We start from the raw sequence: 25087 nt of genomic DNA on the forward strand, positions 1-25087 counted from the left end.
AAATCACAATCCGTCCAGCTTTTTCATGCTTTGCGAATTTAACCGGCAGCCTTATCTTGTAAAATCAGGAAACACGAAATTTACGTAGGAATTTTCCGGGTAGACCGGGGAATACTCGGAACCACTCAAATTGAGTTACTAGCGCAAATCAAATGCGGCACCGATAGCGGACGGCCGTGAAACGCCCGTCGGCAAACATTCTTGCGTCTCATACTCCGCGTCGAAATCGAGATGCGCGAACCCTACAGCGCCCATCTTGATAAACCCACAGCCGACGTCACAGCTGAATTAATTTACCTTTGATGGCGTCACCGAAACCGGAATTACCGGCAGAGCATTAGGAAAATTCGCCTAATTGCATCGCGCCGTCTTACATATACTGTGGCCCGGCATACTCGACGTGGTTCGATCACAAAGTTTCCGACTCCGATTCTCGCAATGAGAAGAGACATGCCAAATTGTGTCTCGGCACCATTCATTTAATGCAACAAACCTTCTGGATTATCAAACCATGAAATTTTCACAAATTCGTCGCAAGAATAAGCAACTCGGTCAAGGCATGACGGAATACATCATCATCGTCGCGCTGATCGCCGTGTCCGCGATCGGTGTGTATTCGCTGTTTGGCCAGACGCTGCGTAATCAGACCGCCGGTCTCGCCATTGAAATGTCCGGTCAAGACGCCAAAGGCAACATCTCGACTGCGCAGACTAACGCGAACACGGCGACGGACAACGCCAACAAGACGAAAAACATGGGCACGTATAACGCCGCTAACAACGTCGGCAACTAATCTCCTGGGATTAGCGATATCCATCATGAAAAGCTCTGCCCGCAAGGGCAGGGCCAGGGTCGCCGGCGCTAGCGGGCAGGCGCTGGTCCCTGCATTAATTTTTCTGCTGGTCGGCTGCATCGGCCTCTATGTGGCGTTCAACTCGTTTCAGATGACGAGCGCCAAAATCAAGCTTCAGAACACCGCCGATGCCGCTGCATATAGCGCAGCTTTGATGCAGGCGCGCGACTACAATTTTTCCGCCTACACGAACCGGGCCATGGTTGCCAACCAGGTCACCGCCGCGCAAGTCGTGTCACTGAAATCGTGGATCGACGAACTCGACAACACCTATTCGCTATCAGAGCTCGACGACACGATCAACAGCATCGCGGACCATCCAGCTCTATGGTCCACACCGAAGCAGATCGGCAAAGCCGACACCGCACCGGTGCGCGCAACGCTGGATGCCCTGCTGCCTGTTGTGGCCAAAAATATCGGCGTGCTGAATCGTGCGTTGAGCGACGCGCAGACGAATTTCCACCTGGCAATGTTTACCGCCGTGCCCGACACCGCGAATGCTATCGCGCAACTCAATCAGTCCGACACGCGTGTCACCGACGGCTATTTCACGAGTACACGGAATGCGGCACAGTTGGCTGCGTGGAAATCCTATACGGCCATCGTCAAGCCGGCCGGCACATTGGAACAGGATGACTTTGCCGACGTAGCGACTGACCGGAATACGCTCGACGGATTCGTCGTGAGGCGTCACTCCAGCCGCAGCGTCGCTCCAAATTTTCAGCAACTGAGCGACACGGCTAACAGGGTCTGTCGCACGAGTAGCTCTTTCACCGTCAGCGTCATGCATGACGGCGGGACTCAGTTGCGTAACGACAAGTCCGGCTGGCAAGCCATTGACGCCAGCACGGCGGCGCTATGGGTGAGCTGCCTTGGCTCTTTCGGCGGCACCGCCGGCATGGGCGGCGGCGCCAACGGAAATATCACGAACTATATGACCCATCCTCCGTTTGCAGCGTGGCAGGACTGGCAAGGCTATGGTGGCTATTTCAACTTCGGTTACACCGACAGTCCAACGCCAGGCTGGCAAGTTCCGGAAGCCATGGCGCAACAGTTCAGCGTCGGGCCCGGTCCCTCTCTTGACCCGGTTAACGGCGGGCTGCTGCCTTATCAGGAAGTGAATTACACGCAACCCCTCACCCAAGCACCGCGTATCACCATCGAGGTAACTCGCAATAGCAACACATTGGTCAAGACCGTGAACCTGCAAGGCGGCGGACGCATGCAGCTCGACGACGGCACTGCCGCCAACGCAATGCGTGCGCTATCGAGCGCCAGCGCCTACTTCGTCCGCCCGGACGAAACGTCCTCAGGCTCAGCGTTGCTGGGCGGCCTGCTGAATGCAGATCAGTGGGCACGCGCCGATCACAAGACTGAATATCCGAGCCTCTTCAGCCCGTACTGGCAAGCGCGTCTTGCACCGGTGAGCGACAGCGAGCGAGCTGCAGCACAGGCGAGTCAGATTTCAGCGCCAACTCAGGTCCAGAAATAATGAAGCGAACTCATATGAGAAGCACCGCACAGTCCGGTCAGGCCATGGTGGAATTCCTCATTTCCATGACCATGGTCATGAGCGTGCTTCTGCTTGCCATCGTCATGCTGGGCAAGTTCAACGACATCCGCAACCGAACGCTGATGGGCTCACGCTACCTCGCGTGGGAACGCACAGTGTGGACGGACGGCGATGCCAGAAAAGATCTGGCTTCCGACTCGACCACCACAGAAGGTTGGTCGACCTCATACGGCGCTTCGGCTATCGGTGTAAGCAAGCGGGACACCGAACTCAAGGGCGAGGTGATGCAACGCCTGATGGCGCAAGACAACTCGCCGATTTTGAGCACGGACCGCGCGCAAACTCAATTGCCCGATTCCCGGCCGGCCATGTGGCAAGACTATGGTGGCAATCCTTTGCTCGTCTCGTCGTCCGACATTTCGGCCAGCACCGGCACGGCCGCCGATCCCGCGAGCATGCAGAATAGCATCGCCCTTGCGCGGTGGTCCGTGCCCACCGCGTCGGGAATCCCGTTTTCCGCTCACCTGAACCTGCCTACCAGCACCATGCGATCTGCAACACTCAGCATGTTCGTGGGCGGGGACAGCGACGTGCTCAAGCGACTCTGGCCAAAAAACGATCCGCTGCCGGAGTTCGGCGGCCTCACGTTTTCCGACACCAATGTACTGATGACCAATAGCTGGGTGCCGGACGGGTCCGCCAGCAACCGGGCCTTGTTCACCCAGGCAGTGCCGGCCGCCAACGTCACGCTCGTACCGTCGAGCGGCTATATGAGCTTGCGAAAGTACGCGCCTGAGATTTCGACGCTCCAGTTCGGTCGTGTTGAACAGGACGTAGTGCCGCCGAACCGTTTGAGCCAATGAAGCCCCTCGATTTTCTCTTTACCGGCGCTTGCCTCGCCGGCGCTCTGCTCGCCACCACCATTAATGCGGTGGCGGGGAACGCGTGCAACAAAACGCCGGTGCAGCCCGAAAGCGTAATGGTTGTTGGGCAGGACATGATCGTGAACGGCGTACCCACGTCGGTAGTCGGCATGCAATTCCCGGGATCGGCGAAAAGCGTGTCCAACGCTTTCCGTGATTTCTGGACTCGCGAAGACGTGCCGGCAAAAGGCCGTTCCGATTCCTCTGGAATGCTATTGAGCGCGCTGGACGATCAATGTCTTTACATACTCAGTATTCCGCCGCAACCGGAAAGCGACCACACGCGCGGACTCATGAGTATCGTGCGCCTCGGTGGCGATAAGGCCGATCACAAAATTACGGACTCGGCCGTTCCACTGCCCCAGGACAGCACGATCCTGTCCGACGTAGAGAGCAACGACTCTGGCCAGACCGGGCGCACATGGGTGCTCGACATGCCTGGGGACGCCCAATGGAACGCGCAGCGTTACCGCAACATTCTCGCCACTCGGGGATGGGTGGACGTCGGACGCCAACCGGACTATCAGGCCACTGGCAATCGTGCCGCGCAAGGAACGGCATTCGCCATGCAACACGGCAAAGACAGTCTCGATGTGAGTTTTTCAGACAACAGTGGCAGGACGGCCGCAGTCGTCAATGCAATCAGGAATCGTTGAAATGTCAAAAGCAAGGCGTCTTTCTTCTTTTAAAACACGGCTTGGCCCGCAGCGTGGGCAGGCTTATGCGGAGTACCTGATGGTTACCGCGGTGTTTGGCGTCCCACTGCTAGGGATCGTCTGGGGTGCGTTTAACGATCCAACATATATCTCGCTCGCCTCATCGTTGAAGTCGTTCTTTAGCGCCTACAGCTTCACCCTATCGCTTCCCTGACCCGCAACGGTCAATTTGTCATGCTTAAGAAAATTAAATTCCGCTCGCTTCTCGCGAACTCCTGGATACTTCTGTTCCTCGCCGTGCTAGTCGCGGCTGGTCTGACGTTCCTCCTCTACAAATACTTGAGCGACCGCGAAAAAAAGCTCAAAGACGATATGAGCGCGCACCGCGTCCGCGCCGGGGTCGTCGTCGTCGTTCCGGCGAGGGACGTGCCGGTCGACACGCCTTTGTCCAGCAGTGATTTCGTTGCGCGTGAGATCGACGGTGATCTGGTCTACGACGACATGATCCGTGCGGACAACTTCGACAAATATCGCATGTCGCATCTGGTGAAACCGGTGCGTCGTGGTCTGCCACTACGTGCCGCCGATATCGACGCGCTGCACGGCCGTGACTTCTCCGACGTTCTGCGTTCGGGAACGCGGGCTGTCACGGTCGACATCGACACGGTCAATTCGACTGCCTTGATGCTACGTCCCGGCAATCGCGTCGACGTGTACTGGATCGGCAAGGTATATCACCAGGACAACTCCAACGACGACAAGAAAGTCGCACAGCTCATGCTGGCGAATACGCTAATCCTTGCCACTGGCCAGGACATGCGCCCACGCGACGCCGGCGAAGCCATGCAGGAAGACCCGGCGAATGCCAACAGCAGCGCCATGAGCCGCCAGCCAGGCGTCGGCTACACGACGGTCACTCTGGAAGTTCCGGTTGCGGACGCCGGGCGCATTGCGCTTGCACAAAAAATCGGCGGTCTGCGCCTCATTCTCCGTAACTCGGATGACAAGGGCACGAACGGTCCTAGCCTCGTTCAGGAAAACGATGTGTTCGTCGACCCGGGCCGCGGAAGGCTGAGCGGCTCCGGTCCGGCGCCGAAAACCGTCGAGATCATTGCTGGCGGTAGCTCGAATAGCAGCACTGTGCTCGTCAGCCAAGGCCCGTCTACGGCATCCGCCGAGGAACCGCAGAAAACTGCACCGGCGGCGATACCAGCCAGTGTCGATCAACCGATGCCCGCTTCGCCGCAACGTCAACCGAGTCTCTACGAGCAGGCCAACGCCATTGCCCAGCAATTGCAGAAGGCGACCGCACGCAGCACGTCGAAGCAGAACTAAAGTATCGAGTACAGGTTTCACACCATGAAAGTCAAAAGCAATGCGGCGCCGTTGCGCCGCCGGGTTATGCCGTCTGTCCTTATCGGCATGTTGTTGTGCGAAGCCGCGCCGGCCGCGCTCGCGCAGGTCGGCTACTCCGCCGCAATGGCGAGCCCGTCAGCAAGCACGCGCGTGCTCGAAATGTTCCGCGGCGAAGTGCGGATCCTGCACGTTCCGGGCACGATCAAGCGTATCGCCATCGGCAATGGGAAGCTGGTCACCGCTAACGTGGTCGACGGCAGTCTGATGTTGCTCGGCGAGCGCGACGGCATCACCTCGCTGGTCGTGTGGAACGAAAAGGGCATCGCATTACAAACCACGGTGCGCATTGCCAAGGCTGAAGTGAGTGCCTCGGTCGAGCAGTTGCGCGCCGTGCTTCAGTCAGTGTCGGGTTTGCATATCGACGCCATCGGCTCGAATATCGTGTTGTCCGGTGTCATTCACCGCGATATGACGGGCATCGTCAAGGCTGCCACGCAAGACATGCAGAACGTGATCGACACCACCAAGGTCGACGAGGGCGACGCCTTGCGCAAGACCGTCCACTTCAAGGTGCAGATCATGGAAGTCACGCGTACCGGTCAGCGCAATCTCGGCATTGCGTGGGACAGCGCGTTCAAGGGCCCGCAGATCGGCGGCGCAGCGAGTGTCGCGACAGGTGCGGCGAAGGCCGTCACGGCGGGTACGAGCTACTTCCTCGCGGGCATTGCGTCGAACATCACCTCGCAGATAAATTTTGCCGTCGAGAACGGCGACGCCTACGTTCTCGCCGCGCCCGAACTGAATACGAAGAGTGGCGGCACGGCGAGCTTCCTGGCGGGCGGCACGGTGCCGATTCCGCAATCGGGCGCGCTCGGCACGACCAGCGTCGAATACAGGGACTACGGGATCAAGTTGAGCATCGTTCCTGTTGTCGACGCGAACAACATCATTTCGGCGCACCTCACTACGGAGATCAGTCAGATCGATCCGTCGGTGACCTATGGCGGGATGCCGGGTTTCCTGACTCGCAATACGACCTCGGATATTTCCATGCGCGCCGGCGAGACACTCGCCATTTCCGGGCTGGTCAGCGCGGACGCCGCCAATGACACGACCGGCATGCCGTTTCTCAGCAAGGTTCCCATCATCGGCCAGTTGTTCCGGTCGGATGCCTTTCGCGCGAAGAAGAGCGACCTCGTCATTTTCGTGACGCCCGTCATCTCGGATCCTGAACTCTCGCCGAACGCCGATTTGCTGGCGCGCGCCGATAGACTCGACAAGAGCTTCCGCGAAGAGTACGGCAACCCCAATCCGCTCGTCGCAGACGCGGACAAGGAGACGCACACCACCGCGGTGCGCCCGCCGATCAGGGCTACGCCCGCACTGCTTCCCGAGCCTATTCGCAGCACGCCGCCGCAAGCCGTTGAAGCGCCACAGGCCGCAGTGCCCGTCGAGGCTCCCGCGCAAGTCGCGACGCCCGCGCCGCTTCCCGCTTCGCCGCGAATGCCAACCGAGGCGGCGCCACAACGCCCGGCTGCCAGCACGCCGCCGGCGGGTGTTGCCGAAGCGCTGCGCATGTTGAACGACACACAGCAGCATCCCGCGCCGACGCACGACGCCGTGCGGCCCAATTCGGACGGCAAGGTGCCGCCGGGGCAAATCGGCGCGCTCGGCACGTCGAACGATTGAACGAACCTCGCGGAAAAGCCCATGCTCAATCTTCAGATACACCCGCGCAATGCACCCGTCACCTCGCTTCAGGTCGAGCAGGGTTGCACGATCGGTAAGGACGCGAGCTGCGACGTCATAGTTAAAGGCATGCTGATCGGCAAGCTGCAGGCGCGCATCGTCAGAGAGAACAACGCCTATTACATCGAAGACCAGGGCGGCATTGCAGCCACGCTCGTCAACGGCTCACCGATCACGCGTTACGGTCCGTTGACGGAAGCCGACCAGATCGAGATCGGCGTGACCACGATCAAAATCGTGCGAGCGGCGGCCACGACGCAATCGGCGCAATCGGCGCACCACGCCGCGCAGCCTTCACAAGTGGCGGCGCAGGCGCCCATTTCGTTGTCAGCCGCGCCCTCGGCACAGGCCAGCGGGCCGGCGCAATTCGGCTCGTCGTTCGTATCCGAGGCTCAGGCGCCGTCGCCGACCGCGGCGCCCTACGCGCAAGCCATGGCACCCATTGCCGAGTCAATCGACCGGTCCGTTGCTATGGTGCGTGAGAGCGCGGTCGCGCCCAGCAAGCCGGCGGCCGAAGCGCCGCTGCGCATGCATTCCGCGCAGGTGAAAAAAACAGCCGCTGAATCCTTGCCCGTGGCGCCGATCAATAGCCCGGTCGGCATCGAGCTGCGCAAGCAGGCGCACATGAAAGTGATCGCGGCACTCGACCTGCGCCGCCTGAACGTCGCGCGCATGGAAGAGGACGATTTGCGCAAGACCGTGAGCGCCGCGCTCGACGACATCCTCAATCACGATGCCAGCTTCCGGTCGCCGGATATCGCACTGGAAACGTTGAAGAAGAGCGTGTTCGACGAAATCATCGGGCTCGGGCCGCTCGAAGAACTGCTGGCGGACCCGACCGTGTCGGAAATCATGGTCAATTGCCACGACGAAATTTTCGTTGAGCAAGCCGGGCAACTGAAGCGCACGCCCGTGATCTTCACCGACGACCGCGCGGTGATCGGCGCCATCGAACGAATCGTCGCACCGATCGGCCGCCGCATCGACGAAAGTTCGCCAATGGTCGACGCGCGCCTCGCCGACGGCTCGCGGGTGAACGCCGTGATTCCGCCGCTTGCGTTGAAAGGGCCCAGCATTACGATCCGGAAGTTCTCCAAACGCAAGCTGGTCGGCCAGGATTTGCTCAACTTCGGCACCATGTCGCCGGAGATGCTCGAATTCCTGCACACCGCGGTCGAGCAAGGCGCCAACATCATCATCTCCGGTGGCACGGGCTCGGGCAAGACCACCTTGCTCAACGTGCTGTCGAGCTACATTCCCGACAGCGAGCGCATCGTGACCGTGGAAGACGCGGCCGAACTGCAACTGTCGCAGCCGAACCTCGTCTCGCTCGAAGCGCGCCCCGCGAACATGGAAGGCAAGGGCGCGATCCACATTCGCGATCTGGTGAAGAACTGTTTGCGGATGCGGCCGGACCGCATCGTGATCGGCGAGTGCCGGGGCGGCGAAGCGCTGGACATGTTGCAGGCCATGAACACGGGGCACGACGGTTCGCTCACCACCGCTCACGCCAACACGCCGCGCGACTGCATCGCGCGTCTGGAAGTGATGACGTTGATGGCCGGTCTCGATCTGCCGGTCCAGGCGATTCGCGAGCAGATCTGTTCGGCGGTCGACATCATCGTGCAGCAGTCGCGCTTTTCCTGCGGCTCGCGCCGCGTCACGCACGTGACCGAGGTGAGCGGAATGGAGTCGGGCGTCATCACGCTGCAAGACGTTTTTGTTTTCAAGGAAGAAGGTTTCGGCGAAAACGGCAAGATTGTCGGCAAATTCGTGCCGACTGCCTATATTCCCGATTTCTATCAGGAACTGATTCGCCGCCGCATTCCCGTGAATACCGACATCTTCACGCGTGCAGCCGGGTGAGGAGCCGATCATGAGTCTTCCTATCATTCTTGGACTGGCGTTTGTCGGCAGCCTCGCGCTGATATTTCTGGTATCACGCATGGGGACCGCCACGCTCAGAGCCGGCTCGCGGCAAATGGCCGGCGAAATCGAATCGTCGCTCGCCGACGCCTTCGTGTTCGTCAACCGGCAAAGGGCCGCGGCCTGGAGCATGGTCTTCATGATCGGCCTGCCGATCATTGCCTTCCTGTTGACTGGCAGCATCTTGATCGCGCTTCTCGCGGTCCCTATCGCGATGACGCTGCCAAAAAAGTATCTCGCGCGAATGCGCAAGAAACGCATTGGAACGCTGGAGAAGCAACTGCCCGACGCGCTGCTGATGATGTCGGGCGCATTGCGCGCGGGCGCGAGCTTTCCCAGCGCGCTTGAAGCCGTAGTGCATGAAACGACGCCGCCAATTTCGCAGGAATTCGACTTGTTGATGCGTGAAATCCGCCTCGGCATCGACATGGACATTGCCATGCGCAACGTCGAGAAACGCATTCCGATCCCCGACTTTTTGATGATGACCGCCGCGGTCACCATCGCGCGCGAGGTGGGCGGCAATCTTGCGGAAGCACTGGAATCCGTCGCGCGCACCTTGCGCGAAAAGCTGCAGATGGAAGGCAAGATCAAGGCGCTCACTTCGCAGGGCCGCATGCAGGGCATCGTGATGACCTGTCTGCCACTCTTTCTGATGCTGGTGTTGCGGTTCATGGAGCCCAAGGCGATGGCGCCGCTCTTCACCGAGCCGGTCGGCTGGGCCACGCTGGCGGTTATCGGCGTCATGGAGTTTCTCGGCTACGTCTCGATTTCCAAGATCACCAACATCGACGTGTGACTCATGCTGCTACTCATTGCTTTTGTCGTCAGTTTCGGCCTGATTGCCGTCATTGCGATCGGCTACAAGTCCGTCAATGGTCTGGCCGGGTCGGTGCCGGACGAAAACCGCACCTTTCTCGACCCGTTGCCCAAGTCGCTGCGCGTGCTGTGGCCACTCGTCAATTTCGTGGTGCACCACTTCGGCGGCAAGTTCAGCCGCAAGCTGGTCGAGAAAACGGATCTGCAATTGCGGCTCACGTCGCTTACGTTTTTGATGAACGCACACCAGTTCATCGCGTTGTCGATCATCGCTTCGGTTCTGGCTACGCTCGTCGCGCTGCTGCTGATGCTGGCGCTTGGCATGTTTTCGGCGCTCGTGCTGCTTGGCGTGGCCGTGCTCGGCTACTTCTATCCGCGCATCTGGACGCGTGACGTGCGACGCAGGCGAGTCGCGCGCATTCTCAAGCATCTGCCTATCTACCTCGACTTTCTGACGCTTGCTGTCGAAGCCGGTCTGAACATCAACGGGGCGATTCAGAAGGCCGTCGAAAAAGGACCGGAAGGGCCGCTGCGATGGGAATTCGAACACGTGCTGCGCGACCTCAAGTCCGGGCTCAACCGCATGGAAGCGCTGTATCGCATGGACGACCGGTTGCGTATCAAGGAAGTGACGAATCTGGTGGGCACTGTGGTGCAAGCCGAGCGCATGGGCTCGGGGCTGTCGAAATCACTGCGCTTCCAGTCGGAACAGCGTCGTTCCGAACGCTTTCAGCGCGCGGAAAAACAAGCCATGGAAGCGCCGGTGAAACTGGTGTTCCCGCTGCTGGTGTTCATCTTCCCGATCACCTTCATCGTGTTGGGATTTCCGATCGCGATGAAATTCGTGCAGGAAGGTCTGCTGTGAAGTTGGCACGCCTTTACATTCGCGGACGCGACATCGGCGTCGACGTGTCGATCACCGAGACCGCGCAGGAACGCATGCGTGGTTTGCTGGGCCACGATGCGCTCGCCCCAGATCAAGCGCTGCTATTGCGGCGATGCGGTTCGATCCACACGTTCGGCATGCGCTTTGCCATCGACGTGCTGTTTCTCGATCGGCAACTACGTGTCGTTGCGATCAATCACGACGTGCCAAGACGGCGAATGCGGTTCAGTCTGCGCGCGGCTCATACCCTGGAGATGGCGGCCTGTGCAGCGCGTTTGCACGGACTGGCTGTTGGTGATTCACTTGTTTTCGAGGCGGCCTCGTGAACCGTTCATTTTGCACTTTGCGGCGCATCCGGAAACACCGCGCGCGACAATTCGGCCACGCGCGGAAGACGCGGCAGTCGGGCCAGTCGATGGCGGAGTTCATCATCGTCGCGCCGGCGCTGCTGTTTGTCTGTTTCGGCATTGTGCAGTTCGTGCTGCTCTATCAAGCCAAATCGACGCTAGACGTGGCCGTTCTTGAAGCCGCGCGTGAAGGCGCGGTCAATAACGGCTCCATGCAGTCGATGCGCAGCGGTCTCGCGCGTGGATTGGCGCCGCTGTATGCGCGTCAGGCCGACGCCGGGGGCGTCGCGGCGGCGCTCGCGAGCGCGAACGCCGATGCCGCCAATTTCAGCAGCATTACGGTTCTCAATCCGACTCCGGCCGCCATCCTTGACTATGCGCGACCCCGCTATTACGCGGATCTGGCAGCGACTTACACGGAGATTCCCAACGATTCGCTCATGTATCGCGATTCCTCCGTCCCGCCCAACGCGACGTCGCACATGAACGTTCAGGACGCCAACCTGTTGAAAATTCATGTCCACTATTGCTATGACATGTACGTGCCGCTAGTGAATAAGGTCATTTATTACGCTGCCAACGTGATCGGCGTGATCGGCACAGGCGGCCTTCTGACTCGCGAGCCGGTCGGTACAAATCCGGATCCGTACGGTTATCCAAAAAACGGCGACTACCTCTGCAAGGTCAAACTCGTGGATGGTATCGCGACAGGCCGTTGGCCGATCTCTCTCGATTCCGAGGCCATGGTCCGTATGCAGTCGCCGCTCAGGGCGTCGGCATTGAACGACTCGCCGAATCCAACAGGAAACTGATGGCGCTGCGCGTAAATGATCGCCCGTCCGCACTGCGAGGCGCCATGGCGAAGCATGCGTTGCTCGGCGGCCTGATCGTCGCGAGCGCATGCGCGCCGCTGGTCGCTCGGGCTGCAGATACCGGCGCCGCGCACCATCGTCGGTCCGCTGGCGTAGTCATGATGATTGGCGGAATGACGAACGGTGGCAACGTCACGACGGACAGCACGCCACAGGTTGCGTCGACGTTCGCGCCGGCTGTATCCGGCGATGCCGGCCGGGAGTCTGTGGTAATCGAGTCAGGCCGGCCGCAATCGGACGATGCAGTGCGGCAAACGTCGTCGGAGGTCGCATCGCGCGTGATGGCGCTGTCCCCCATCATCAACGAAGCGGCCCACGTCGCCGACGTGGACAGCGCACTGCTGATGGCGGTGATCGATGTGGAATCCGGCGGCAATCCGCAAGCGGTGTCGCCCAAAGGCGCAACAGGCCTCATGCAGTTAATGCCCGGCACCGGTGCGCGGCATGGCGCGTCCGATCTGTTCGACTCACGCCAGAACATCGCGGCGGGCGCGCGCTATCTGAAAGCACTCATGCGCCAGTTCGGCACCCTTCCGCTCGCGCTGGCGGCCTATAACGCCGGTGAAGGCGCCGTGCAAAAGTACGGCGGGCAGATACCGCCTTATGCGGAAACGATGAACTATGTGCCGAAGGTCATCGCTCGATACAAGTGGTATCAGAATGCCTCGTCTTCCGCGGGTACGGCATCCGTGCAAGCGGTGCCGAACGGAGCCCGTGGAGGCTTTATTCTGGTCGGCTCCGGCGGCACGGATTGAGCAACTGTATCAATGGTTGGCTCGCAAGATCCGGAGCTAGTCCCTGTTGCCCAGCGCTTTCACAATCGACACGTCAAGCCGCTCGATCGTGTCGATCACACACGGCAGAGCAGCGGTCGCTCCTGCAATATCGCGCGCGCGCGCAGCCGTTTCCAGTTGTATCAGCAACGCAATCAGGTCGTCGCATTCGAGCATGCGCGCTGATCCCGCAATCCGATGCGCGGCACTGCCCACACTGTCCCAGCAGGCCGCCTCGAAACTCTTACGCATCGTGTCCAGCGTCGTACGATTGGTGTGCGCGATCATTTCGAGCAAACGTGCAGCGGCGGCCTTGTCGCCGCACGCCAGATCCAGTGCTGTGTTCCAAAGCGAATCAGCGTTGACAGGAAGCACCGTGCGATCCATTACGTCGACCGCCTTCATTGCGTGGACGCAATCCGGCAGCGTCGCGCCAGATCGATCAGCTCAACCAGCGATTTGACGCCAAGCTTGTGCATGATGCGTGTCTTATGGCTGCTGACCGTTTTGTTACTGATAAACAAGGCATCGCCAATTGCCTTATTCGACATGCCCTTCGACAGCATCTGCAAAATCACGAGTTCTTTATCCGACAGCAGGCCGATCCTGGCCTCCTCCCCTCCCACTCCGTCGGCGAACGTCATGCCTGCGCCGCCGACCGCCATCGGGAACACTGTGTAGCCGGCCATCACCGCCTCCACGCCGCGCATGATCTCCTTCATTTCCTGCGACTTGCCGACAAAACCGTGGACGCCCGAGCGCATCGCGCGCGGCGCGAATGTAGCCGGGTCGTGACCCGACAACACCATCACGCGGATCTGCGGATGAGCGAGCTTGAGCCGGGGAATCACATCCAGTCCGCTGATGCGCGGAATATCGAGGTCAAGTATGGCCAGCTCTGGAGCGTGTATCCGGGCCAACTCGACAGCAGTCTGGCCGTTATCGGCCTCGATCACTTCTTCTACGCCAAGCAATTGCACGAGCTGCATTTTGATGACCATACGGAACGCCGGATGGTCGTCGATAACCAGAATAGTTGACATTTTTCTTTATCCTTCTGAATACACAGGCATTGCGCCGTTCGCCGCTGCGTGTCTCAAATTCGAAGACGCATCGATGTGCGCGGCATGGTTTGCGAGCTCTCGATCCAAAAACACTACGAGCCTGCCGCAACAAGTTCGATCTCGACGCGTCGATTCGGCGCGAGGCATCGCGTCAACACATCTCCCTTTGATTGTCGGCAGTCCACCAGCGGATTCGCACTGCCTCTGCCCTGCGCGGTCATCGGCAAGCTCACCCCCAGCGACTGCAGATACCGCTCGACAGTGCGCGCTCGCTGCATCGACAAACCCTGGTTGTACGACTTGTCGCCGAGGCGGTCAGCGTAGCCGGTGATCTTCAGTTCATGCACCGAGGGCAGCTTCTTCAAACGAACTGCCACTTCGTTCATCTGTCGTTTTCCGGCGGGCAATATCGCCGCATCGTCACCGCCGTTGAAGCTGAAAAGGGAATCGGCCTTTAGGGTGATCTTTCGCGGCGAATTCGCAGCAGCGACGGTCACAGGCGCACTGACTGGCACCGGCGCGGATACCGGTATTTGCACCTTCTGCTTGCATTGCAACGCGGTTTCCGCCGACTGACGCAACTTGTCCTGCGCATCAGGCAAGCGTTCCTCGGCGTCGGAAAAACTGCGTCGCCACGCCTCGTGGCCGGCCTGCATCAGTTCGACCTCGGCACACGCGAGCGGCGGCTGCGCTTGCGGACATTGCGCAATCGCGGGATCTGACTTGATGGTATTGGCGATCTTCCACAGATCGGGGCGCACCGTCGACACGGTACGCAGCGCGGAATTGACAGCCGACAACGATGTACCGTTTTCCAGGCTGATCGTGATCATGGCCGCCTGACCGACAGCTTCTTCGACGAAGCCCCAGTGATCGCCGGCTTGCCGCGCCTGTTGAGCGGCATTGATCCAGCATTGCGCCTTGGCGCGAAAATAGCCGTTCTTATCGCCCGGCAGACGGTCGAGCCGCGTCTGCAAAAGAGCCAGCGCCGTGCTGCTTACAACCGGCGAGTAGGTACTGATCCATTGTGAGTTGGCTGCGCCCGCGGCTTCGTCTTGCGTGACGCCGAAGCCGCTTTGCAGCAAGGTGGCGTCTTCAATGCCGAGCCGGTCTCGTGCGGCGTGGTTTGCGCAAGCCGTCAAGGCCAACGCCCACATTAGCACCGTGAGCTGGTGTTTCATTAATCCCCTGCGTCGAGCGCATCTTCTTTTTGAGGGCTCCGAGTATGAAGAGCCGCCGATGCATAGGGAATGGGAGCAGTCTTAGATTGACGTTAAAGATGGATTGATTACCATTCGTTGCCAATGAAAAAAACTGTCGTCCGCTTACGAAGATACTCAGGCCTTAACTGCTCGCGCTGCATTTCTCCCACGCAGCCATTCAAGCGCTAATAAAAGACTAGTGGAAAAAACAATCAGAATTGTCGCCAGCGCGGCGATGGTCGGGCTGATATTTTCGCGGATGCCGGTAAACATCTGTCGGGGCAACGTAGTCTGATCCGCGCCCGCCAGGAACAAGGTGACGACGACTTCATCGAACGACGTCGCGAAGGCGAACAGCGCGCCCGAAATCACGCCCGGCGCGATCACCGGCAACGTGATGCGGAAGAACGTCCTCACCGGATTCGCGCCCAGCGACAGACTCGCCCGCACGAGGTTGTAGTTGAAACCCTGCAACGTCGCGGCCACCGTCGTCACGACAAAGGGCACGCCGAGCGATGCATGCGCGAGAATCAGCCCGATGTAGGTATTGGCCAAGCCGAGCGGCGCGAAGAACAGATACATGCCGACGCCGACCACCACCACCGGCACGATCATCGGCGAAATCAGGATCGCCATGAGCAAGCCTTTGCCGCGAAAGTTCGCCTTGGTCAGTCCGATTGCCGCCAAGGTGCCGAGCACGGTTGCGACCACCGTCGCCGACGGCGCGACAATAAAGCTGTTCTTAGCAGCCATGCGCCATTCATCAGATGCGATCAGATTCTGATACCAGCGCAACGACCAGCCCGGAATCGGATACACCAGAAACGTGCTCGACGAAAACGACAGCGGCACGATCGCCAGCACCGGCAAGATGAGATACAGCAGCGTGAACACGGCCAGCGCGCGCAACGCGAAATACCACACGCGCTCAACGAAAGACGTATGCGGCGCGAACAAAGGCTTGGCAAGTTTCATCGCAATAGACTCCGTTCAGCCGAGGCTCAATGACGAGCGCGTGAAGCGTCCGTAAATGACGTACAGCACGAGCGTCGCGGCGAGCAGCAGGCCGCCGAGCGCGCACGCCATGCCCCAGTTGATCGTCACGTTCGTGAAGTACGCGACGTAGTAGCTGACCATCTGATCGTTCGGTCCGCCGAGCAAGGCCGGCGTGATGTAGTAGCCGATCGCCAGAATGAACACCAGCAATGCGCCCGCGCCGATGCCCGGATAGGTCTGGGGCACATACACGCGCCAGAACGCGGCGAACGGATGGCTGCCGAGAGAGATCGCGGCGCGCTGATAGGTCGGCGGAATCGACTTCATCACGCTATAGAGCGGCAGGATCATGAACGGCAGCAGAATGTGCGTCATCGAAATGTAGACGCCGGTGCGGTTGAACAACAGCGCCAGCGGATCGTGCAACAGCCCGCTGCCGATCAACGCCTTGTTCACCAGCCCTTCACTTTGCAGAATCACGATCCAGGCCGCAACGCGCACCAGGATCGAGGTCCAGAACGGAATCAGCACGAGAATCATCACCAGATTCGCGCGACGCTCGGACAGCGTCGAAATCCAGTAAGCGAGCGGATAGCCGAGCAACAACGCGAAGAACGTCACCGCCGCGCCGATCACAAAGGTGCGGCTGAATACAGCGAGGTAGATCTGTTGATCCGGATCGGTCGGAATGATGTGGCCGAACGCGTCCTGTTTGTGGTCCAGCGAAGCCAGCAGATAAAACGGCGAATAGGCGCCGGCGTTTTTCGCAATGGCTTGCCAGTACGCAATGTCGTTCCAGCGCTCGTCCAGTTCGGCGAATTTTGCGTGCATCTGGGCGGGCGTCAGTTGCAGCGGCTTGCTGTTGTCGTCGACGAACGGCATGGCGCGCGCGGACTTGGCAACCAGCGAACGGTAGCCGGGAATCTCCACGTTCAGGCGTCGCGCGAGCGCGCCCATGCCGTCGCTGTCGGCGATCGCGGCGAGGTCGACCGCCAGCGCGGTATACGCGGTGTCCGGCGGCGGCGTCTTGCGATCCCACGCGCTCAACGAGGCGACCGTATGCGGCAGCGCGTTGACGACCTCGGGATTTTGCGCGGCGCGCGTGAGCAGCGCACCGATGGGCACGACGAAAATCAGCAGTAGAAAAATCGCGAGCGGCGCGATCAGCAGCAGCGCCATCGCACGCTTTCTGGCTTCCGCGGCCTTCAACTCGCGCTTGAGTCGGCCACTTGATTCAGGCGTCGAATCGGCAGCGATCGTTATCGTAGTCACACCTGTCTCCAGCTCTACGTTGGAACCGCGCGCACATCCGTACAAAATGCGCACGCGTCATTTCACGTGTAGAAGGCGCGGCCTCTCTCAACCCACCACGCCCTCTCACACACCACTCATTACTTCGAAGCCCACGACGAAAAACGCTGCTCCAGTTCATCGCCGTGATCGGTCCAGAACGCCAGGTTCTGCAGCACCGCGTTCTTCCCATTGGCCGGCGAGTTCGGCAGATTCGCAAGCGTCTTCGGATCGAGCGCCTTGATCGCCGCCACATTCACCGGACCGTACGCGATGTTGTGCGCGTAGTCCTGCTGCGGCTTCGACGAAATCGAATAGGCAATGTACTTCTCGGCCAGCGCCTTGTTCGGCGTGCCCTTCGGAATTGCCCAATAGTCGAGGTCGTAGATGCTGCCGTTCCATACCACCTTCAGGTTCTTGCCTTCCTTTTGCGCGGCATCGATGCGGCCGTTATACGCCGTGGACATCACCACGTCGCCCGCTACGAGGAATTGCGGCGGCTGCGCGCCCGCTTCCCACCACTGAATGTTCGGCTTCAGTTCGTCGAGTTTCTTGAATGCGCGGTCCTGGCCTTCCTTGGTGGCGAGCACCTTGTAGACGTCCTTCGGCGGCACACCGTCGGCCATCAATGCGAATTCGAGGTTGTAGCGCGCGCCCTTGCGCATCGCCCGCTTGCCGGGGAATTTCTTGACGTCCCAGAAATCGGCCCAGCCGGCCGGCGCCGTTTTCAGCTTGTCGGCGTTGTACGCGAGCGCGGTCGACCACACGAAGAAGCCCACGCCGCAGGTTTGCGGTGCTTCGGGAATCAGATCCGACTTCTTGCCGATCTTCGACCAGTCGAGTTTCTCGTACAGCCCTTCATCACAACCACGGCCGATATCGCCCGATTCGACTTCCACCACATCCCAATTCACATGCTTCGCTTCGACCATCGCTTTTACTTTGGCCTGCTCGCCGTTGTATTCGACGGCGGTGACTTTATTGCCGGTCTCTTTTTCGAACGGCTGGTTGAATGCAACCTTTTGCGCGTCGCCATTTGCGCCGCCGAAATTGACGACCGACAATTCCGCTGCATTGACTTGCGCGGCGCCCAGCGCGAGCGCCACAGCACCGACAGCGATGGCGCAGCGCGATTTCCCGATCTTGCTCATGGTGTGTTGCTCTCCTTTGGTGGTGTGCTTCAGTACCTTCAGTGCGACTTTGTTATGTGCTGCTTGACCTGCTCTGCCTGCGTTGAACACATTGCGTATTCGACGCGTTCACGCCCCTGCGAAAACCCGCAGATGCTCGGGTGCGAATTCGAGTGCGACCGGTGTGCCGGGCGCAAAGGTGTCGAGCACGCCGGTGCCGAGCGGCACCTTCACGAAGCACTCGTCCTGTTGCGGGAGACCACAACGCATGCGCACGTGGTCGCCGAAATAGATCAGCCCGCGGGCTTCACCGGCGAGCGCATTGGCGCCCGGACGTGACGAGCCGTTGCCGAGCTTCATGCGCTCGGGCCGGATGCACGCGACCGCCGGCGTACCCGCTCGCGCGCCGCCGATATTGCGGCCGGTAAGGCGCGTGCCGTCGATCAGATGAAATTCGCAATACTCACCGTCGACGTTCGCGATCGTGCCGCGCAGCTTGTTGCTGTCGCCGATGAAGTTCGCCACGAACTCATTGCACGGCGATTCGTACAGCCGATCCACGGTATCGAGTTGCTGCACGATGCCTTTATCGAATACGGCGACGCGATCGGACATGGTCAACGCTTCGCCCTGATCGTGCGTGACATACACGAACGTGACGCCGAGTTTCTCGTGCAACGATTTGAGTTCGTACTGCATGTGTTCGCGCAACTGCTTATCCAGCGCGCCGAGCGGCTCGTCCATCAGCACGAGCTTCGGTTCGAACACCAGCGCGCGGGCAAGCGCGATACGCTGTTGCTGACCGCCCGAAAGCTGCGCCGGATAGCGCTTCGCGAAGCTCTCCATGCGCACCATCTTGAGCGCGTTATTCGTGCGATGCGCGCGCTCTTCCGCCGAAATCTTGCGCACGGTCAGCGGATACGCGACGTTCTGCTCCACCGTCAGATGCGGGAACAGCGCGTAGTTCTGAAACACCATGCCGATGTTGCGCTTGTGCGGCGGCACGGTATTGAGCAGCGTGCCGTCCAGCCAGATTTCGCCGCCGGTGGGAAATTCAAAACCCGCCAGCATCATCAGACAGGTGGTCTTGCCCGAACCGGACGGCCCGAGCAGCGTCAGGAATTCGCCCTGATAGATATCCAGATCGAGCTGTTTGACGACTAGCGTTTCGCCGTCGTAGGTCTTGCGAACACCTCGAAAGCTGACGATCACGTCTTCGGTTTTCATCGTCCAAGTCTCCTCTGCGGTCCGGCTGGCTCCCGTGCAAGGCAGCGGGATTGCATCAATTGCGTGGCTCACTATAGACCGTTACGGTTCTACAATATGGAACCATTTCATTATTCCGGATAGAACCACTTGGACACCGTGATCTTGTCGGATTGGCTCGCCGCGCGGCTCGACCGCACGGCGGCCGAACCGGTCTACCGGCAGACCTTGCGGCTCATGCAGCAGGCGATCCTGACCGGCCAGTTGCCGCCGGGCACCAAGCTGCCCAGCTCGCGTACGCTCGCCGAAGACCTCGGCATCGCGCGCAACACGGTGCTGCACGTCTACGACCAGTTGACCGCCGAAGGCTACGTGATCTCGACCACCGGCAGCGGCACCTACGTCGCCGACACGCGCCCGGACACCGCCGCCGTGAACATGCGCCGGAAGCCGGCAGTGGCGAGCGTCGACAAAGAAGACAGCACAGCCAGGGAAACCACCAAGCCGCCGAAACGCGATCTCAACGATCTGTCGGCTCGCGGACGGCGTCTGATCGACAAAGCCGGCGTGTCCGCCAAACAGTGGGGCGCGTTCATGCCAGGCGTGCCCGACGTCGCGGAATTTCCGGCGCGCACATGGAGCCGCCTGCAGGCTCGTTTGTGGAAGGAAGCCAATCCCGACCTGCTCACTTACGCGCCTGGCGGCGGCTATCGGCCATTGCGGCGGGCGTTGTCGGATTACCTGCGCGTGGCGCGTTCGGTGAATTGCACGCCGGATCAGATCATCATCACCACGGGCATTCATCAATCGATCGATCTGGCGGTGCGCCTGTTGACCGATGTCGGCGACCGCGCGTGGGTGGAAGAACCGTGTTATTGGGGCGCACGCAGCGTGCTGCAGTCATCGGGGATTACCCTCGTGCCCGTGCCGGTGGATGACGAAGGTCTGAATCCGAGCGAGCAGGACCTGCAACAGCCGCCGCGCCTCGCGCTCGTCACGCCGTCGCATCAGTATCCGCTCGGCATGGTGATGAGCCTCGCGCGCCGCCGCACGCTGCTCGAATATGCGCGTCAGCACAATGTGTGGATCATCGAGGACGACTACGACAGCGAGTTCCGCTACGGCAGCCGTCCGCTCGCGTCGCTGCAAGGACTCGACGAAGCCGGCCAGGTGATCTACGTGGGCAGTCTGGGGAAGATGCTGTTTCCGGGTTTGCGGATCGGCTACATGATCGCGCCGGAGCATCTGGTGGACACGTTCCGCACGGGCGTGGCCGAGTTGTATCGCGAAGGTCAGTTGATGCAGCAGGCGGTGATGACCGAGTTCATCATGGACGGCCATCTCACCTCGCACGTTCGGCGCATGCGTGCGCTCTACGGTGAGCGGCGGCAGATTCTGATCGATGCGATCACCGCGCGCTTCGGCAGCGAACTGCCGGTGATGGGTGACGAGGCCGGCCTGCATCTGGTGCTCGGCCTGCCGGATCACGCGAACGATCGCGCGGTGACTGCCGCCGCTTATGACGCCGGCGTGATCGTGCGTCCGCTCGCGAGCTATTACAGCAGCGATACGCCCGCGCGTCGCGGGCTGCTGCTCGGCTATGCGTGCGTGCCGAACGACAAGATCGGTCCCGCCTTCGACACGCTCGCGCGCGTGATCGAGCAAACCGCGTTGAAGGCGCCGACGCGCGCCGCTTGAGCGCGCTCACTTCAAACCGAAGTCGACCCGCGTCGTTGCGCCCTTGTCCTTGATGCCGTCGGCGTTCAGCTTCGGCGCGACGATAAACACGCGGCTGCTGTCGATCTTGCCGTCCAGATACTGCTGCACGCTCTGCGCCCTTTGCTGCGCGAGTTGCCGCAGGCTGGCGTCGTCGATCGGGGCGTTGGCGGCGAGCGCGCTCTTCATCTCGTCGTCCGGCAAGCTCTTGGTCAGGCCGACAAAATTGCGCGGCTTCTTGAAGTCCGCCGACTTGTAGGCCTTGCTCAGATACTTGTCGTAGTCCTTCGGGTCGACGGTGACGGTCGAGAGATCGACGCTCTCGCCGTTGCCCACCACGTCCTTGATCTTCTGCTGCTTGACGAGGCGATCGACATAGCCGGTGCGCAACGCGGGTTCGTCGACCGCCGGATCGACGCGGCCGATCAAATCCATACGGATCGATGGCTTGTCGGACAGTGCCTTCACGATCGTGTCGAGTTTCTGGTTGTCGGCGTCCGTGAGTTTTGCCGAGCCGGGTTCGAACTCGACGTAGCCCAACTCCTCGCCCTTGCCGCCGAACGCGTTGGCGATCAGCGAGAACGGCGCGGTCACCGCCTTCTGCAGCAGGTTGAGCACGGCATGCCAGATCAGGCCGCCAATACTGAACTCGGGATTCGACAGCGAGCCCGACACCGGCAGGTTCACGTCGATTTCGCCGCGCGAGTTCTTCAGCAGCGAGATTGCGAGCCGCACAGGCAGCTTGGTCGCCGTATCGTTATCGACGTGATCGCCGAACGTGAGCTGGTCGATGAAGATGTGGTTGTTCGCGTCCAACTGATCGTTCGCCAGCTTGTAGTGCAGATCGACGTTCAGCTTGCCCTTGGTGATCGGATAACCGGCATATTTCGCCGAATACGGCGTGAGATTGGTCAACTCGATATCATGCGCGACCGCCGTCAGATCGAGCGCCGGTTTCGCGATCAGCGGATTGACCGTGCCGCGAATCGAGAGCGGGCCATTGGCCGCCAGTTTAGCGGCGATGTCGACCGGCGCGTCCGTAGTGGACTGCGTGCCGAATGCGCCGACTGTGCCCTGAATGTTGACCAGGTTTGCCGTGAAATTCGGCTTGATGAAGTTGTCGGTGTACGTCACACGGCCCTGCTGCAGCACCAGTTGGCCGAAGTGGAGCTTGACCGGGCTCGACGGCGGCGTGGCCGCCGTCACCGTGGCAGGCGCAGCCGATGATGGAGCCGGCGCGGCCGCGACCGCCGACGCCGGTTGCGGCGTCAACGGCACGGGTTCGGCACCGCTCTTGTCGCGCGTGAGCGATTGCGCGGCACCGGTTTCGTGCGCGACCACGTCCTTCAGGTTGAGCTTGCCCTGCGCGTCGAGCAGCACGCGTCCATAGAACTTGGTGAACGTGACGCGGCCCGCGTCGACCACCGTGCCGTGCTCGTCGTAATCGGCCTTCAGGTTCGACAATGCAAGCGAACCCCATCCCGCGAACGGGTCGGAAGTCGCCTTGTCGAGCATGCGGACTTCGACGAGCGCCAGGTCACCGTGATAATTGGCTTTCAGCGACTTAGCCTGATTCAGCGTCAGGTCGCCGTTCGCATTGAGCAGCGCGCTCGCGACCACCGCATTCAGCTTGCTGCCGAAGTACGGTTCGAGGGCCGCCGCGTCGAGCCGGTTGGCGTTCACCTTGACGGCCACCTTGAGCGGCGTCGCCGTGACGTCGCCCTTTACGCCGAGCGTGCCCTTCCTGTTCAGCGTTGCCTGCAAATCGATCGGCAACGGACGGCTGAGGTCGTCGCTGACGTTCTGCACCTTCAGCTGCAGCGACGTGATGTTCAGTTTCACCGGCTGCGGCGTGGTGTTGTCGGTGAAATTGGCGGTGGCGTCCTTCAGGTTCAGTTCGCCGATCTTGTAGTGCCACGCGGGGCCTTCCGCCTGCGCCTTCTTGACCGCGTGAATCGCGGTGCGCTGCGGCGCGGCTTCGCGCTGGCCGGCAAGCGCGGCGAGGTTGATGCCGCCGTCTTTCAGACGCTGCGCATCGACCGCGAGGCCGGTCGTGTCGACGCTGGCGATCTCGGCGTTGCGCGCCGCCACATCCACCTGCTTGATCTTCACGCTGCCTTGGGCGAGCGAGATCAGCGGATTCTTGCTGTCGCGCGCCGCGACTTTCAGCGATTGCAGGTCCAGTTGCGAGTCGGTGACCATCACCGCCGCCGGCGACTTCGACCAGTTCGCGCCGACATTGGCGGTGGCGGATAACGCGCCGTCCGTGATCTGCGCGACGGTCGCCGTGTCGATATACGGCTGCAACAGCGGCAGTTTCAACGACTTTATGTCGACCTTCGCGCTCGCGGTCTTCGCGACGAGGCCGAACGCGCCCGCCACGCCGAGCGAGCCGCCGGCGTCCTTGAAATCCGTGTTCAGCGTGTAATGCGCAGGCGCGGTGGCGAGCGTCGAAAAATCGGTCAGCGTCACGAACAGCTTTTGCAGACCTACGTCGACGGGCCGCGAGGCGGCGTTGTCGTGGACGTTCACGGTGCCGTCATTAAGCACCAGGCGTTTGATCGACAGATCCAGCGGCGGCGCCGTCTTTTCCGCGGCCCCAGAACCGGATGCGGCAAGTGGCGCGCTCGCCGGCCGTTGCGCCGCAGCGGCTTCAGATGCGGGCGCGGGCGCGAACATCTTCTCGACGCTCACCACACCGTCCTTATCGCGCGCAAGATTGGCGGTCGGCGCGTCGATGCGGATCTCGTCGAAGTGATAGAGGTTCTTCAACGGCTCGAGCGTCGCGGCGGCCACATGCAGCGCGCGCGCCGCGAAGAACGGCGCCTTGCTCTGATCCTGCACGTCCACGTCGTTCATATCGACGGTGCCCGCCACGCGCAGCGAAGGCGCGTCGTTGGAGACCACGAAGTTGAGCTTGAGATCGGTGGACAGTTTGCCGGACTGCACGATCACCGGCAGCTTGGTCGGCACGTACGACATGAGACGCGGCACATCGAGCCCGTCGAAACGCAACGACACTTCCGACTCGCGCGACGCGGCGAACGGCTTGGTCTTGCCGTCGATGGCAAGCGGACTGCCGTCGATCCGCGCACGCAATAACGGCTCGACGAAGATATCGGTTTTCGACGGCAGCGTGGCGATGAACGGAATGCCGAGCTTCCACTGATCGATTACATGCGTTGCGCCGAGGAGTTTGTCGTCGAACGTGATCTGGCCGTTTTCGAGCCTGATGTTCGACACGGAGAACAGCGTGGGTTTGCTATCGGGTTTGGCCGGCTGCTTCGAGAATTTCTCGATCAGGTCGGTGAAATTGAAGCGCTGCGCATCGTAGCGAACAATATGAAAGCGCGGCGAATCGAGCTGCACTTCGTCGATGATCGGCGCCGCGCGAAACAGAGAACTCCACGACGGCTGCACGATGAGCCGCGAGATATCCACGAAGTCGCCAGCGCCGCCGCGCTCGCCGATATGTACACGGTCGGCTTCGAGCTTGAGCGTGTACGGATTGAGCGCAATGCGGCCGATGGTAGCGGGACGGTCGAGTTGTTTGCTGAGCTGTTGCTCGGCAATGTGGCGAATCAGAGGCGGTGCCGCGAAGAAGCCCAACAGACCAAACAGTACAACGAAGATCAGCAGACCGGTGATGACACGCCGGGTGCGGCGTGACTGCGCGACATTGCGCACGGTCTGCATGGACGAGGCTAATGATGCTTTATTGAGGCTTGCCATGCTCGGTGTTGGGTAGTGCGGCGGCAAGCCCGCCGCGAAAACGAAAATCCCGCAAGCGGCAGTATAAGACGTGAATCT

General features: G+C 60.7%; 22 protein-coding genes. 14 read left to right on the top strand and 8 right to left on the bottom strand.

Annotation, left to right across the window (positions count from 1 at the left end; genetic code table 11):
- Positions 1-511: 511 nt before the first annotated feature.
- The 13 genes from BPHYT_RS34010 to BPHYT_RS34065 all read left to right on the top strand — a co-directional run bounded on the left by BPHYT_RS34010 (position 512) and on the right by BPHYT_RS34065 (position 12655).
- A complete protein-coding gene (locus BPHYT_RS34010) occupies positions 512-793 on the top strand; it encodes a Flp family type IVb pilin (protein ID WP_012428660.1) in 282 nt (93 codons plus the stop codon).
- 25 nt (positions 794-818) lie between these two features.
- Positions 819-2345: a pilus assembly protein TadG-related protein gene (locus BPHYT_RS34015; protein WP_012428661.1), complete on the top strand. Its 1527-nt coding sequence runs from the start codon at positions 819-821 to the stop codon at positions 2343-2345.
- A gap of 77 nt (positions 2346-2422) precedes the next feature.
- Positions 2423-3229 carry a hypothetical protein gene (locus tag BPHYT_RS34020; RefSeq protein ID WP_238535714.1) on the top strand — a complete coding sequence of 269 codons (807 nt, stop codon included), beginning with the start codon at positions 2423-2425 and terminating at the stop codon, positions 3227-3229.
- A complete protein-coding gene (locus BPHYT_RS34025; RefSeq protein ID WP_012428663.1) occupies positions 3226-3945 on the top strand; it encodes a hypothetical protein in 720 nt (239 codons plus the stop codon). Before BPHYT_RS34020 ends, BPHYT_RS34025 begins: the two co-directional genes overlap by 4 nt.
- A complete protein-coding gene (locus tag BPHYT_RS37725) occupies positions 3926-4159 on the top strand; it encodes a hypothetical protein (protein ID WP_238535715.1) in 234 nt (77 codons plus the stop codon). Before BPHYT_RS34025 ends, BPHYT_RS37725 begins: the two co-directional genes overlap by 20 nt.
- A 20-nt stretch (positions 4160-4179) precedes the next feature.
- Positions 4180-5280 carry a Flp pilus assembly protein CpaB gene (gene cpaB / locus BPHYT_RS34030; RefSeq protein WP_012428665.1) on the top strand — a complete coding sequence of 367 codons (1101 nt, stop codon included), beginning with the start codon at positions 4180-4182 and terminating at the stop codon, positions 5278-5280.
- Positions 5281-5304: 24 nt separating this feature from the next.
- The gene (locus BPHYT_RS34035; protein WP_012428666.1) at positions 5305-6990 is read left to right on the top strand and encodes a type II and III secretion system protein family protein; all 1686 of its coding nucleotides are present in this window, start codon (positions 5305-5307) and stop codon (positions 6988-6990) included.
- Positions 6991-7011: 21 nt separating this feature from the next.
- Positions 7012-8916, top strand: coding sequence for an ATPase, T2SS/T4P/T4SS family (locus BPHYT_RS34040; protein ID WP_012428667.1), 1905 nt, complete (start codon positions 7012-7014; stop codon positions 8914-8916).
- Between the two features lie 10 nt (positions 8917-8926).
- Positions 8927-9775, top strand: a complete 849-nt coding sequence (locus BPHYT_RS34045) for a type II secretion system F family protein (RefSeq protein ID WP_012428668.1) — start codon at positions 8927-8929, stop codon at positions 9773-9775.
- 3 nt (positions 9776-9778) lie between these two features.
- The gene (locus BPHYT_RS34050) at positions 9779-10660 is read left to right on the top strand and encodes a type II secretion system F family protein (RefSeq protein WP_012428669.1); all 882 of its coding nucleotides are present in this window, start codon (positions 9779-9781) and stop codon (positions 10658-10660) included.
- Positions 10657-11007, top strand: a complete 351-nt coding sequence (locus BPHYT_RS34055) for a DUF192 domain-containing protein (protein WP_012428670.1) — start codon at positions 10657-10659, stop codon at positions 11005-11007. The genes BPHYT_RS34050 and BPHYT_RS34055 overlap by 4 nt, the downstream gene beginning before the upstream one ends.
- 89 nt (positions 11008-11096) lie before the next feature.
- Positions 11097-11840, top strand: coding sequence for a TadE family protein (locus BPHYT_RS34060; protein ID WP_148225181.1), 744 nt, complete (start codon positions 11097-11099; stop codon positions 11838-11840).
- Between the two features lie 44 nt (positions 11841-11884).
- Positions 11885-12655 carry a lytic transglycosylase domain-containing protein gene (locus BPHYT_RS34065; RefSeq protein ID WP_238535716.1) on the top strand — a complete coding sequence of 257 codons (771 nt, stop codon included), beginning with the start codon at positions 11885-11887 and terminating at the stop codon, positions 12653-12655.
- A gap of 36 nt (positions 12656-12691) precedes the next feature.
- Here BPHYT_RS34065 and BPHYT_RS34070 read toward each other — a convergent pair whose 3' ends face one another.
- From BPHYT_RS34070 to BPHYT_RS34100, 7 genes are all read right to left on the bottom strand, one after another.
- Positions 12692-13060, bottom strand: a complete 369-nt coding sequence (locus BPHYT_RS34070) for an Hpt domain-containing protein (RefSeq protein ID WP_238535717.1) — start codon at positions 13058-13060, stop codon at positions 12692-12694.
- 14 nt (positions 13061-13074) lie between these two features.
- The gene (locus BPHYT_RS34075) at positions 13075-13716 is read right to left on the bottom strand and encodes a response regulator transcription factor (protein WP_012428674.1); all 642 of its coding nucleotides are present in this window, start codon (positions 13714-13716) and stop codon (positions 13075-13077) included.
- 113 nt (positions 13717-13829) lie between these two features.
- Positions 13830-14918: an OmpA family protein gene (locus BPHYT_RS34080; protein ID WP_012428675.1), complete on the bottom strand. Its 1089-nt coding sequence runs from the start codon at positions 14916-14918 to the stop codon at positions 13830-13832.
- A 156-nt stretch (positions 14919-15074) separates the two neighbouring features.
- A complete protein-coding gene (locus BPHYT_RS34085) occupies positions 15075-15914 on the bottom strand; it encodes an ABC transporter permease (RefSeq protein ID WP_012428676.1) in 840 nt (279 codons plus the stop codon).
- Between the two features lie 15 nt (positions 15915-15929).
- Positions 15930-17207 carry an ABC transporter permease gene (locus BPHYT_RS34090; RefSeq protein ID WP_012428677.1) on the bottom strand — a complete coding sequence of 426 codons (1278 nt, stop codon included), beginning with the start codon at positions 17205-17207 and terminating at the stop codon, positions 15930-15932.
- 119 nt (positions 17208-17326) lie between these two features.
- Entirely contained in the window at positions 17327-18376 is a 1050-nt protein-coding gene (locus tag BPHYT_RS34095; protein ID WP_012428678.1) for an ABC transporter substrate-binding protein, read from the bottom strand.
- Between the two features lie 108 nt (positions 18377-18484).
- Positions 18485-19582, bottom strand: a complete 1098-nt coding sequence (locus BPHYT_RS34100; protein ID WP_012428679.1) for an ABC transporter ATP-binding protein — start codon at positions 19580-19582, stop codon at positions 18485-18487.
- A 129-nt stretch (positions 19583-19711) separates the two neighbouring features.
- Between BPHYT_RS34100 and pdxR the strand changes: the two genes are divergently transcribed.
- Positions 19712-21259, top strand: a complete 1548-nt coding sequence (gene pdxR, locus BPHYT_RS34105; protein ID WP_012428680.1) for a MocR-like pyridoxine biosynthesis transcription factor PdxR — start codon at positions 19712-19714, stop codon at positions 21257-21259.
- A 6-nt stretch (positions 21260-21265) separates the two neighbouring features.
- Here pdxR and BPHYT_RS34110 read toward each other — a convergent pair whose 3' ends face one another.
- Positions 21266-25009 (bottom strand): DUF748 domain-containing protein, encoded by a 3744-nt coding sequence (locus BPHYT_RS34110; RefSeq protein ID WP_012428681.1) that lies wholly within the window; start codon positions 25007-25009, stop codon positions 21266-21268.
- Positions 25010-25087 lie beyond the last annotated feature (78 nt).

The organism is Paraburkholderia phytofirmans PsJN, assembly GCF_000020125.1.
Classification (GTDB): domain Bacteria; phylum Pseudomonadota; class Gammaproteobacteria; order Burkholderiales; family Burkholderiaceae; genus Paraburkholderia; species Paraburkholderia phytofirmans.

Bases quoted from the DNA above. Each gene is read 5' to 3' on its own strand.
- BPHYT_RS34010 (WP_012428660.1), top strand. From the start codon at position 512: ATGAAATTTTCACAAATTCGTCGCAAGAATAAGCAACTCGGTCAAGGC.
- BPHYT_RS34015 (WP_012428661.1), top strand. From the start codon at position 819: ATGAAAAGCTCTGCCCGCAAGGGCAGGGCCAGGGTCGCCGGCGCTAGC.
- BPHYT_RS34020 (WP_238535714.1), top strand. From the start codon at position 2,423: ATGAGCGTGCTTCTGCTTGCCATCGTCATGCTGGGCAAGTTCAACGAC.
- BPHYT_RS34025 (WP_012428663.1), top strand. From the start codon at position 3,226: ATGAAGCCCCTCGATTTTCTCTTTACCGGCGCTTGCCTCGCCGGCGCT.
- BPHYT_RS37725 (WP_238535715.1), top strand. From the start codon at position 3,926: ATGCAATCAGGAATCGTTGAAATGTCAAAAGCAAGGCGTCTTTCTTCT.
- cpaB (WP_012428665.1), top strand. From the start codon at position 4,180: ATGCTTAAGAAAATTAAATTCCGCTCGCTTCTCGCGAACTCCTGGATA.
- BPHYT_RS34035 (WP_012428666.1), top strand. From the start codon at position 5,305: ATGAAAGTCAAAAGCAATGCGGCGCCGTTGCGCCGCCGGGTTATGCCG.
- BPHYT_RS34040 (WP_012428667.1), top strand. From the start codon at position 7,012: ATGCTCAATCTTCAGATACACCCGCGCAATGCACCCGTCACCTCGCTT.
- BPHYT_RS34045 (WP_012428668.1), top strand. From the start codon at position 8,927: ATGAGTCTTCCTATCATTCTTGGACTGGCGTTTGTCGGCAGCCTCGCG.
- BPHYT_RS34050 (WP_012428669.1), top strand. From the start codon at position 9,779: ATGCTGCTACTCATTGCTTTTGTCGTCAGTTTCGGCCTGATTGCCGTC.
- BPHYT_RS34060 (WP_148225181.1), top strand. From the start codon at position 11,097: ATGGCGGAGTTCATCATCGTCGCGCCGGCGCTGCTGTTTGTCTGTTTC.
- BPHYT_RS34065 (WP_238535716.1), top strand. From the start codon at position 11,885: ATGGCGAAGCATGCGTTGCTCGGCGGCCTGATCGTCGCGAGCGCATGC.
- BPHYT_RS34070 (WP_238535717.1), bottom strand. From the start codon at position 13,060: ATGGATCGCACGGTGCTTCCTGTCAACGCTGATTCGCTTTGGAACACA.
- BPHYT_RS34075 (WP_012428674.1), bottom strand. From the start codon at position 13,716: ATGTCAACTATTCTGGTTATCGACGACCATCCGGCGTTCCGTATGGTC.
- BPHYT_RS34080 (WP_012428675.1), bottom strand. From the start codon at position 14,918: ATGAAACACCAGCTCACGGTGCTAATGTGGGCGTTGGCCTTGACGGCT.
- BPHYT_RS34085 (WP_012428676.1), bottom strand. From the start codon at position 15,914: ATGAAACTTGCCAAGCCTTTGTTCGCGCCGCATACGTCTTTCGTTGAG.
- BPHYT_RS34095 (WP_012428678.1), bottom strand. From the start codon at position 18,376: ATGAGCAAGATCGGGAAATCGCGCTGCGCCATCGCTGTCGGTGCTGTG.
- BPHYT_RS34100 (WP_012428679.1), bottom strand. From the start codon at position 19,582: ATGAAAACCGAAGACGTGATCGTCAGCTTTCGAGGTGTTCGCAAGACC.
- BPHYT_RS34110 (WP_012428681.1), bottom strand. From the start codon at position 25,009: ATGGCAAGCCTCAATAAAGCATCATTAGCCTCGTCCATGCAGACCGTG.